This window comes from Roseococcus sp. SDR (assembly GCF_019083995.1).
In the GTDB taxonomy this organism is placed as follows: Bacteria; Pseudomonadota; Alphaproteobacteria; order Acetobacterales; family Acetobacteraceae; genus Roseococcus.
The window spans coordinates 21,042-27,041 of record NZ_JAHRCU010000037.1 but is presented as its reverse complement, the minus strand read 5'-3'; the positions used below and the strand labels follow the sequence as shown (position 1 = coordinate 27,041).

5 protein-coding genes are annotated in these 6,000 nt (G+C 65.2%); 3 read left to right on the top strand and 2 right to left on the bottom strand.

Translation table 11 applies throughout. From position 1 onward, the window contains the following. The coding region (locus KTR66_RS23750) for a sugar nucleotide-binding protein (RefSeq protein WP_213617161.1) at positions 1-662 on the top strand (662 nt) is incomplete at its 5' end. 146 nt (positions 663-808) lie between these two features. On the opposite strand, the gene KTR66_RS23745 is transcribed toward KTR66_RS23750, so the two are convergent. Beyond that, positions 809-1,429, bottom strand: a complete 621-nt coding sequence (locus KTR66_RS23745) for a hypothetical protein (protein ID WP_213617160.1) — start codon at positions 1,427-1,429, stop codon at positions 809-811. 195 nt (positions 1,430-1,624) lie between these two features. Then, positions 1,625-1,888: a helix-turn-helix domain-containing protein gene (locus tag KTR66_RS23740; RefSeq protein WP_249732401.1), complete on the bottom strand. Its 264-nt coding sequence runs from the start codon at positions 1,886-1,888 to the stop codon at positions 1,625-1,627. 937 nt (positions 1,889-2,825) lie between these two features. Here KTR66_RS23740 and KTR66_RS23735 point away from each other — a divergent pair. Both KTR66_RS23735 and KTR66_RS23730 read left to right on the top strand, forming a co-directional pair. Next, positions 2,826-4,139, top strand: coding sequence for an HlyD family type I secretion periplasmic adaptor subunit (locus KTR66_RS23735; protein WP_213617156.1), 1,314 nt, complete (start codon positions 2,826-2,828; stop codon positions 4,137-4,139). A 76-nt stretch (positions 4,140-4,215) separates the two neighbouring features. Beyond that, on the top strand, positions 4,216-5,955 hold the full coding sequence (locus tag KTR66_RS23730) for a type I secretion system permease/ATPase (protein ID WP_213617154.1): 1,740 nt from the start codon (positions 4,216-4,218) through the stop codon (positions 5,953-5,955). Positions 5,956-6,000 lie beyond the last annotated feature (45 nt).

Sequence of the window (6,000 nt, the reverse complement as noted above, 5' to 3'; positions counted from 1 at the left end):
GGGCCAATGCCCTGGGCCCCGCGCTGCTGGCGAAGCTCTGCGCCGAGGCCGGCATCCCGCTGATCCAGATCAGCACGGATTATGTCTATGACGGGCTGAAGGGCGCGCCCTATCTGGAGAGCGACCTCGCCAATCCGCTCGGTGCCTATGGCCGCACCAAGCTCGCGGGCGAATGGGCGGCCTTGGCCGGCAACCCGATGACGAGCGTGCTGCGCACGGCCTGGGTGTTCAGCCCGGTGGGCAAGAACTTCGTGCGGACCATGCTGGCGGTGGGGGCGACGCGGCCCGAGCTGCGCGTGGTGGCGGATCAGCATGGCCACCCGACGGCGGCCCCGGACCTCGCGGATGCGATTGCCGGCGTCCTGGCGCGGATCCGGCAGACCGGCTGGCGGCCGGAGTACCGGGGCGTGTTCCACGCGCGGGCGGAGCAATCCACGCATTGGCACGGCTTTGCCGAGGCGATCTTTGCCGGTGCCGCGGCCTATGGCGGCCCGCAGCCGAAGGTGCTGCCGATCGCGACGCATGAATACCCGGTGAAGGCGGTGCGGCCGGCTGATGGTCGGATGGACGGCACCAAGCTCGCGCAGACCTTCGGTGTGACCCTGCCGAACTGGCAGGCGGGGCTCGCCAGGGTGCTCAAGGCCCTGCACGCGGGCGGCTGATGCCGCCCTATCGCCTCAGTGACCTTGCCACCCCCGAAGGCGGGGCGCCGCGCGTTCTGCGGGGCACTCTGGCATGTGAAGGCCGGTATGAATGGGAGGACGGCAGGCGGGACGGACATCCCCGATCGAGGGAAGGCGGCGTGGCCTCATCCCAAGGAGGCCCAGTTGCCTGAAACATCGGGCGCCAAGCCCAAGACCGGAACCGCGACATGTCCGGGGTTCAGCCGCGCCGAGGCGGCATGAGCGACGCTGACGTCGGCCTCGCCGAAAGCCTGCACGGCAAGTTCCCCGTTCACGATGATCGCCGGGTCGCGATCCGCTGGGCGAAGGCCAGGCAAAGGGTTCGACTTGGCCGCAGAGGCGAAGATCGCGGCCGGAGGAAGATTCGAATTCGCGAAGAGGATGGGGGCGGGATCGAGCCTATCGAGGAGGTTACAAGAATTCACGACATCCAGATGATTGATCTTCGCATGCGTGCAGGGTGTCACGTCATCGCCCATCAGCGACATGCTGGCATCGGCATTGGCCGCAACAAAAAAGCTGAGGAGCAAGGCGGTCGATGAAAGTGGGGCACGCTTCAGAAGAAGCATGAAATTCTCTGATAAGACGATGGTATTCATGATTTGCGTGACGTCATTGTTGCGCAAGACAACAGTTCCGTCAGGACTGCCAATGATGTAGTGTCCATCGATCCGGGCCAGCTGGTAAATCGGCTCTCCGGATTGTTCGTTGATGAAGACACACCATGGATCGCCTTCGTCGGACATCCCCGTTTCAAGACGAACCACCAGTCCCGCGCGAGAAAGCCACTCAACAATCCGTCCGCACTCGTGAAGCTCACTTGAACTCCAGTCAGACGGTCGCTTGAACGGTACAATTGACATAATTTAGAAGCTCGATCGTATCAGCGAGTGAGACAATCCGCGCATGCGCTTTAAATTACATTCGGCAGCTTGGTGTGTCTAGCTCTCTTGCGGGAACAAAATATCATAGGTTCCTGGTTCATAGAATCGCAAGATATTTCTCACGAAGGCAGCCGGCTCCATGCCAACGGCAATAGCCCAGGCAAGATATTTATCCGGAGGAATCCTTCCGCGTCCGGCCTCGATTTGTGATACGAAAGTGTAATAATCCAGTCCGACCTTCTCGGCCAGCGCGCGCTGGGAAAGCTTGGCGTGTTCACGGAGCTCGCGCAGCCAGAGACCGGCTTCGCGTCGAAGTTCCATGACATGATCTTCCTTGATCCGCTGCCGATCTGATCCCATGGCTGGCCGACCTCTTCTTGGGAATGCGTATAGTAAATACTGTACAAGCGAAAAAACTATGCCCTCAATTAATGCGGGGAGACGCCCTTCATCGTCGGTTTACAAGACATGCCAGAGAAAGGCGACGGCCCGTTTCGAACATTCCGGCAATGTGCATGTGACCGAAGGAGTGCGTTAGGGGAGCGCGCGGTGCCGTGCTGAACGCGTGTGCTCCTCCAGACGCCATGGCCGGCGCCTCCGTCCGGAGACGGCATGGGCCTTCGACCATGGCGCCGTCCTTGCCGAAGCCATGCCGGAACTCGGAGGCTGAACGGACGAGCGCGTGTGCCCGTTGCAAGGGCGGCCCACAATCGCATGTCAAGGCTGACCTCACCTTTTCCAGGGCCGCGCGCAGCGCGAAGGGCCGCCTGCCTGGCCGTTCCCTGCTCTGGTCTGGGAGGGTGCGCCCGGGCCGGCTGCGCGACCCGCCTTTCGGATGAGGGGCCCGCTCGTGCGTCCGGTCGGACGTCGAGCCTTGACGACGTCGCACCGAAACGTCTAGTATTTACTAGTCAATCAAAATCTAACAGTTTCACCCGCGTGACGGGCCGCTGAGTCCGGCCTTCAGCCTGTGGGCGCGCGGTGCCGGGTCAAAATGGCGCCGTCGCCCTGTTCGGGGCACCGAAGTGCTGGCGCATGCGTCATCGGCCCGGGTGGCGGTCACGGCGCGGGCTCGGAATGCGAAAGTCAAGAGATGCGTCCTCCGGCGGGACCGCGAAGGTCTGTGAACTGTCTGAAATACCCGTGGCGATGGAGCTCGCCGGATTGGCGATGGCACATGATCCAAGGCGCCAAGGCCGGATCAGGGGAAATGCGATTTCGATGAATCATCGCGACTGGTCGAATTAGGAAATTGCTCGTGAGCGCTGCGATACAAACTGGTCTGCCGACCAAGGTGACCGGCCCGGTATTGGTCGGAATCATCACCTATGTGCTTCTCGTCGGCGGCTTTGTCGGCTGGGCGTTCCTGGCCCCCCTGAACAGCGCCGTGCTGGGGCAGGCCATTCTCGTCGTGGAGACCAGCCGCCGCGACATCCAGCACCTCGAGGGCGGGATCATCCGTGAGATCCATGTGCGTGACGGCGCCGAGGTCCAGCCCGGCGACCGGCTGATCACGCTCGACCCCACGCGCGCCCTTGCCGGGCTCCAGATCATCCGGGGCCAGATGGATGCCAACCTCGTCCAGATCGCCCGCTTGCGGGCGGAGATGAACGCCGCGCCGCAGATGGAACTGGATCCTGAGATCCGGCGCCGAGCGGAGACCGAGCAGGACCTCCAGGACGTCATCACGGGGCAGCAGCAGATCTTCACGGCCCGGCGCGCATCGCTGCAGGGTCAGGTGGATGTCCTGCGGCAGCGCATCGCGCAGATCGAGTCGCAAATCATCGGCCAGGAGGCCCAGGAACGGGCACGCATCCGCCAGATCGGCTTCATCCAGGAGGAGCTGAATGGCGTGAACGAGCTGCTGCGCGGCGGATTCGCCCCCCGTACGCGTGCCTTGGCGTTGAACCGGGAGCTTGCGCGTCTCCAGGGCGAGCAGGGCGAGTATCTTTCCACCGTCGCCCGGTCGCGCCAGCAGATCGGTGAGGCGCAGCTCCAGATCCTGCAGATCGAGAGGTCCTTCCAGGAAGAGGTCGCGCGCGCCTTGCAGGAGGCGCAGAACCTCCTGCGCGAGCAGCAGGAACGCCTGGTCGCCAATCAGGACATTGTCCGCCATCTCGAAATCCGCGCTCCGGTCGCCGGAACGGTCGTCGGCCTCAATGTCTTCACCGATGGCGGCGTCATCGCGCCAGGCCGGACGCTGATGCAGCTCGTCCCGCATGGTGACAACCTGATCATCGAGGCCCAGATCGCGGCGCAGGACATCGAGGTCGTCCATGAGGGGCAGCAGGCGGTCATCCGCTTCCCGGCACTGCCGCAGCGCACCCTGCCGATGCTGACGGGCCACGTGCTGCATGTCTCCGCCGATCGGTTCACCGACGAGCGGACGGGCATGGCCTATTTCAAGATCCGCGTCGCCCCGGACGCGACGAGCCTGGCGAAGATCGCCGAGCGCCGCCTGGTGGCCGGCATGCCGGCCGAGGTCACGATCGCGACCGGTCAGCGCACCGTCGCGAGCTACCTCGTCGAGCCGCTGACCGATGCCATGCGCAAGGCCATGCGAGAGCGATGATCGCCCTGGCCCGCACGACGCCCGGTGAGGCCGGGCACCACGACTCCACGAGACCGATGACACGGACGAGGCTGCATTGAATCTCCCCTTCGCAACGCATGCCTCCGCTTCGCAATCGCCCTTGCGCGCGGCGCTGCGCGCTTCGCGCGGCGCCCTGCTCTTCGCGGCCTTCTTCAGCATCGGGATCAACTTCCTGATGCTCGTCCCGCCCCTTTACATGATGCAGGTCTATGACCGCGTCCTGAGCAGTCGCTCCGAAGCGACCCTGATCACGCTCACCGTCATCACCCTCGGCGCCTTCCTCGCCATGGGCATTCTCGAGGTGGTTCGCTCGCGCATCCTCGTGCGGGTGAGCGGCCGCCTCGACAGCATCCTCACGCCCCTGGTCTTCGAGAACGTGTTCCGCAACCATGTGCGGGCCACCGGCAGTTCGCGGACGCAGCCGCTCGGTGATGTCGCCATGGTTCGGCAATTCGTGGCGGGGCCCGGGCTGTTCGCCTTCTTCGACCTGCCCTTCGCGCCGATCTTCCTCGGCCTCCTGTTCCTCATGCACCCCCTGCTGGGCTTCCTGTCGCTCGGCGGCAGCGTGATCCTGGTGCTGCTCGCCCTCGCCAGCGAATGGACGTCCCGCCAGCGTCTGGCGGAGGCGACCCGTCACAACGTCGCCGCGACCAACTTCGCCGAGACAAGCCTGCGCAATGGCGACGCCATGACGGCGATGGGCATGCTGGGCGCGGTGAAGCGGCGCTGGATGGCGCGGCACGAGCGCATGCTGCAGATGCAGGCGCAAGCGAGCGACTGGGCGGGCACGCTGTCGAACGCGACGAAGGTGGTGCGGATCGCGCTGCAATCGCTGATGCTGGGTGCCGGCGCGCTCCTGGCCATTGAAGGCAAGATCTCGCCCGGGCTAATGATCGCCGCCTCCATCATCGGTTCCAAGTCGCTTGCGCCGATCGAGGCTTTGATCGCGAACTGGGGCGGCATGGTCGCCGCACAACAGGCCTGGCGGCGCCTCGGTGCGCTCCTGCGCGCAGGGGATGACGAGATCCAGCCGATGAGCCTCCCCGCGCCGAAGGGGCAGCTGGACGTGGAGGCGCTGGTCGCCGCCCCGCCGGGCGCCGCGGCGGCGGTGCTGCGCGGCGTCTCCTTCAGCCTTCGCCCAGGTGAGGCCCTGGGCATCGTCGGCGCCAGCGGCTCGGGCAAGTCCACGCTCGCGCGCGTGGTGACCGGCGTATGGCCCGCCGCCGCGGGAACGGTGCGCATTGACGGCGCGGAGCTGGGACAATGGTCGCGCGAGCAGCTCGGCCCCTATATCGGCTATCTGCCGCAGGATGTGGATCTCTTCGACGGTACCATCGCGGAGAACATCGCGCGGCTCGGCGAGGTGGATGCGGCCGCCGTGGTCGCGGCGGCGCGGATGGCCGGCATCCATGAGCTGATCCTGAGCTTCCCGCAGGGGTATGACACCCTCATCGGAGAAAGCGGCAACCGTCTCTCCGGTGGTCAGCGCCAAAGGGTCGGCCTCGCGCGCGCGCTCTACGGGCAGCCCACGCTCTGCGTCTTCGATGAGCCGAACAGCAATCTCGATGACGCGGGTGAGGCGCAGCTCATCGAGGTGCTCCAGCACCTTCGGCAGCGGCAGACCACGACCCTGGTGATCGCCCACCGGCCTAGCATACTGCAGTACGTCGACAAGATCATGATTCTCCAAGCAGGGCAGGTCGTCTTCCTCGGTCCGCGGGCTGAGGCTTTCGCGCGCTTTGCCCGGCCGGTTGTTGCTCCCACTGTTGCACAGGTCGGAGCCGCGGTCGGGTAAGGCCTCAGGGTCCCTCGCACCGACCTGCTCTACGGCGCTTCCCTC

What these genes read in the sequence shown, in the direction of transcription:
- KTR66_RS23745 (WP_213617160.1), bottom strand. Translation starts at nt 1,429, where the DNA reads ATGTCCGACGAAGGCGATCCATGGTGTGTCTTCATCAACGAACAATCC.
- KTR66_RS23740 (WP_249732401.1), bottom strand. Translation starts at nt 1,888, where the DNA reads ATGGAACTTCGACGCGAAGCCGGTCTCTGGCTGCGCGAGCTCCGTGAA.